This is a genomic window from Rheinheimera sp., from assembly GCF_036568245.1.
In the GTDB taxonomy this organism is placed as follows: domain Bacteria; phylum Pseudomonadota; class Gammaproteobacteria; order Enterobacterales; family Alteromonadaceae; genus Alishewanella.
Genome location: NZ_DATCSY010000348.1, coordinates 1 through 4,264 on the forward strand (window position 1 = coordinate 1; position 4,264 = coordinate 4,264).

6 protein-coding genes are annotated in these 4,264 nt (G+C 52.2%); 1 reads left to right on the top strand and 5 read right to left on the bottom strand.

What is annotated here, in order from left to right; translation table 11 throughout:
• The 5 genes from VIN66_RS15410 to mraZ all read right to left on the bottom strand — a co-directional run.
• The coding region (locus VIN66_RS15410; protein WP_331924803.1) for a Mur ligase domain-containing protein at positions 1-216 on the bottom strand (216 nt) is incomplete at its 3' end.
• Positions 206-1,957, bottom strand: coding sequence for a penicillin-binding transpeptidase domain-containing protein (locus VIN66_RS15415; RefSeq protein ID WP_331924804.1), 1,752 nt, complete (start codon positions 1,955-1,957; stop codon positions 206-208). The genes VIN66_RS15415 and VIN66_RS15410, both read right to left, overlap by 11 nt.
• Positions 1,954-2,262 (bottom strand): cell division protein FtsL, encoded by a 309-nt coding sequence (ftsL, locus tag VIN66_RS15420; RefSeq protein ID WP_134052290.1) that lies wholly within the window; start codon positions 2,260-2,262, stop codon positions 1,954-1,956. Before ftsL ends, VIN66_RS15415 begins: the two co-directional genes overlap by 4 nt.
• Positions 2,255-3,199, bottom strand: coding sequence for a 16S rRNA (cytosine(1402)-N(4))-methyltransferase RsmH (gene rsmH, locus VIN66_RS15425; protein WP_331924805.1), 945 nt, complete (start codon positions 3,197-3,199; stop codon positions 2,255-2,257). The genes ftsL and rsmH overlap by 8 nt, the downstream gene beginning before the upstream one ends.
• Complete coding sequence (gene mraZ / locus VIN66_RS15430) at positions 3,200-3,664, bottom strand: division/cell wall cluster transcriptional repressor MraZ (RefSeq protein ID WP_134052294.1); 465 nt, start codon at positions 3,662-3,664, stop codon at positions 3,200-3,202.
• A gap of 374 nt (positions 3,665-4,038) precedes the next feature.
• Between mraZ and VIN66_RS15435 the strand changes: the two genes are divergently transcribed.
• Positions 4,039-4,264, top strand: a 226-nt coding sequence (locus tag VIN66_RS15435) for a MurR/RpiR family transcriptional regulator (RefSeq protein WP_414709909.1), incomplete at its 3' end; no start/stop codon positions are given.

The window sequence follows — 4,264 nt, forward strand, 5'->3', positions numbered from 1 at the left end:
CTTATCGTCGTACTGACCTTCATCGGTCAATACCAGTGCGGCACCCTGCGCCAGCGCCTGAGCGATAAACTGTTTGCCATGTTGTTGCACACCCGGGATAGCAAGAAACACATCACCGCTGCTCACTTTACGGCTGTCGAGCTGCAATTGATTCAGTTGACACTGCGGAATATCACTGGCGTACAGCGCCAGCCACTGTTGTGCATTAACCGGCATTGCTACCTCCCGTCAGGGCAGAAAGTCTGGGCTGGCTGCTACCATCAGGCGTCAGATTCAGCAGTTGCATACTGGCGCCCATGATATTGGCAAATACCGGCGCTGCAATTTCGCCGCCATGATAAAAATCACCGGCAGGTTCATTAATCACGACAACACACGCCAGGCGTGGGTTAGATACAGGCCCGACACCGGCAAAAGACGCTACATAATCCTCGCCATAGCCACCGGCGATGGCCTTACGGGCCGTACCGGTTTTTCCGCCTACGCGGTAACCTTTAACCTGTGCCTTCGTTGCTGTACCGCCAGGCATAATATTGGCTTCCATCATCTCCAGCATTGCTGCCGCATGCTCTGGTGCCAGCACCTGCTCACCCGGATGTTGCTGCTCATTTTTCAGTATCGTCAGTGGGCGGCTCACACCACCATTTGCCATAGTGGCATAAGCCCGCGCCAGCTGTGCCGCTGTTACCGACAAGCCATAACCAAATGACAGCGTGGCACGTTCATGATCAGACCAGCGCCGGCGATGACTTAACATACCGCTGCTTTCGCCGTTCAGGCCAAGGCCGGTATCGATACCCAGCCCCATATTGGCGTACAGACCAATCACATGCTCAATCGGCATGTCCAGTACCAGCTTACTGACACCGACGTTGCTCGACTTCTGAATAATGCCGGTCAGACTTAACACGTTGTAATTGTTTGCATCACGCACCCAGCTGCCACCGATGCGGAAATAACCGGGATAGGTATCGACCTTGGTATTGAGGTTGGCACTGCCAAACTCCAGCGCACTGAGTACCGCCAGCGGCTTCATCGTTGAACCAGGCTCAAAGGTATCGGTAATAGCGCGGTTGCGAAACAGGTAGGCCGGCGCATTACCACGGTTATTCGGATTGAACGACGGGCTGTTCACCATTGCCAGCACTTCGCCGGTTTGTACATCAACCACTATGGCTGAACCTGACGTGGCACCATGCGATAGCACAGCTTTTTTCAGCTCCCGGTACGTAACTGACTGAATACGCTGGTCAATACTCAGCTGCAGGTTACCCGGCGCCTTGGCCTGTGCCCGCTCAAGTACTTCGATTTCACGGCCTTTGGCATCTTTACGAAATACTTTACGGCCAGCTTTGCCGGTTAACAGCTCATCATAACGTTTCTCAATACCTTCCACGCCAACGTCATCAACATTGGTAAAACCTACCAGTTGCGCAGTAACTTCACCGGCAGGATAGTAGCGCCGCGACTCCTGTCGGAAATAAATGCCTGGCACTTTTAATTTCTTCACATAATCAACCACAGCCGGATTGACCTGACGTTGCAGGTAAACAAAACGCCGCTGCGGGTTATCACCAATTTTGTTGAGCAGTTGTGCCGGTGTCATTTGCAGGATATCGGCCAGTGCATGCCAGCGCCGCTCGTCGGCTGCTGCGTGACGTTCAATCACCACTTTAGGGTCTGCCCAGATAGCTTCCACCGGCACACTGATTGCCAGCTCTTCGCCATTACGGTCAAATATCATGCCGCGCAGTACCGTGTCGGCCTCTACCCGTAGGCTGCGCATATCGCCCTGGCTGACCAGCATGTCAGGCTCAACCACCTGCAACCATGCTGCCCGAACCATCAAGGCGGTGAATACCCCCGCCAGGCTGACTAACACAAAAGCAAAACGCCAGCCGATTACCGACGGGGCTGTCCTTGCTTTTGCCTGAGGCGCTTTTTTAGTCTTACTCATGGCACTGTCACCGCAATATCCTGCTCTCCGGATGGACGAACCATGTTTAACCGGTTGCGGGCGATATCTTCAACCCGGCTGTGTTCCGATAAAGCGCGTTGCTCCAGCACCAGATTACGCCATTCAATGTCCAGCTGGTCACGCTGCTGATACAGCGCATCCTGGGCAATAGTCAGCTGGCGGTTTAAATGCGCAAAGTGCACCACCACCAGTGCAGAAGCGATACACGCCAATAACAGCAACACCAGCCACTTTTGCTGGTGCCAATCACGTACGATAAGCCAGTGCAGGTTGATGTTATTCATGCTGCTGCCTCTGTGCGATGCGCAGCACAGCGCTGCGCGCGCGCGGATTGGCCTGCAGCTCTTGTTCAGATGGCATGATAGCCTTACCCACCAGCGTCAATTCGGTACGCTGATTCATTTGCGCCGCTGTTAGCGGAATGCCGCGTGGTACTGGCTCCCCTTTGGAAAACCGGCGCATAAATTGTTTTACCAGCCGATCTTCCAGCGAGTGGAAACTGATAACGACCAGACGCCCGCCGGGCTTGAGTACCTGCATCGCCGCATGTAATGCCTGATTGACCTGCTCCAGCTCGCTGTTGATATAAATACGGATAGCCTGAAAACTACGCGTAGCCGGGTGTTTTTTCTCTTTGTTACTTTTCGGCACGCTGTCACTTATCAGCTTCGCCAGCTGCGCCGTGCGCGTTAACGGCTGTTCAGTACGTGAGGCCACAATCGCCTGCGCAATGCGCCAGGCAAATTTCTCTTCGCCATATTCCCGCAGCACGAAACTGATGTCTTCAACATCGGCCTGTGCCAGCCATTCTGCTGCGCTGATACCCGAACTTGGGTCCATCCGCATATCAAGCGGACCGTCACGCATAAAACTAAAGCCTCGATCGGCATCGTCCAATTGTGGGGAGGACACACCAAGATCAAGCAATATACCGTCCAGGGCACCGTTGATGTGCTGCTGTTCAGCAATAGACGCCAGGGCGGCAAAGGGGCTGTGGGTGATATGAAAACGGGGGTCTGCTTTTAGCGGTTCGGCTGCAGCTATCGCGGTGGGGTCGCGATCTATTGCGTACAACCGGCCCTTGGGGCCAAGTTTGGATAAAATTACCCGGCTATGGCCGCCACGGCCAAAGGTGCCATCCAGATAGCAGCCATCGGGCTTAATAGCTAAGCCGTCGATTGCTTCTTGCAGCAAAACAGAAATATGCGCCGGTGCATTCATTTACAGTACAAAATCCTGTAATCGTTCTGAGAGTTCAACATCACCGGCCTGAGCCTGTTCCAGCGCGATATCAGCCGCCAGACGCTCATTCCAGGTTGTCTCATCCCAGATCTCAAATTTATTTAACTGACCCACCAGACGGATACCTTTATTCAGACCCGCATGCTGACGCAGCGGTGCAGGCAGTAAGATCCGCCCGCTTTTATCCATATCACAGTCGGTCGCATTCCCCAGTAACACGCGCTGTAAGCGGCGTTCCTGCGGGTTTAAGCTGGATAAGCGTTTGAGTTTTTCTTCTATTTCTTCCCACTCAGCCAGCGGATATAACAACAAACAGGGATCATGCAAATCTATGGTGCAGATCAGGTGGCCCTGACAATCAGACAGCAGAAATTCACGGTAGCGTGCAGGTAGCGCTAACCGTCCTTTCTCGTCCAGTGTCAACGTAAATGAGCCACGAAACATAAGCTTCCTGTGCAGTTTATTTATTTGTTCTTTGTTCGCAGGTAACCCAAAATGATCCACTTTTACCCACAAATCCCCACAACGATACAGTTTAGGGTCGAGGTTTGACCATTGTCAAGGCAAAAACTAAGCTAATCACCGTTTGCGATCACAGTAAAAATAAGCTCTGCAGCGAAGGTGATGATTTTGGTGGGAAAAAGTGGAGACAGATCAAAAGCGATACTAAATAGTCCTGTTTTTATGTACAGCGCCTTGGATCAGGCTGCTTTTTTTTTCAGTTGCTTGCCAAGGCGGAATAAATTATTCAATACTGGTGCATCAAGCTAATAACAAATTCCACAATAGCGCAGCAGCGATAAAAGGATTAAAGCCCTATGGTGTGTTTACTGAAGATCCGCGGCATGCTGGAGCAAATGTCAGTTATCGAACGCAAGCTGGCAGATTTTATTCTCGATAACGCCAATTTGCTACGGGATTATTCTTCCCAGCAATTAGCTGACGCAGTCGGCACCAGCCAGTCCAGCGTGGTGAAATTTTGTCAGAAACTGGGCTATAAAGGTTACCCCGATCTGAAGCTCGCCGTTAGCGAGGCGGTGATCA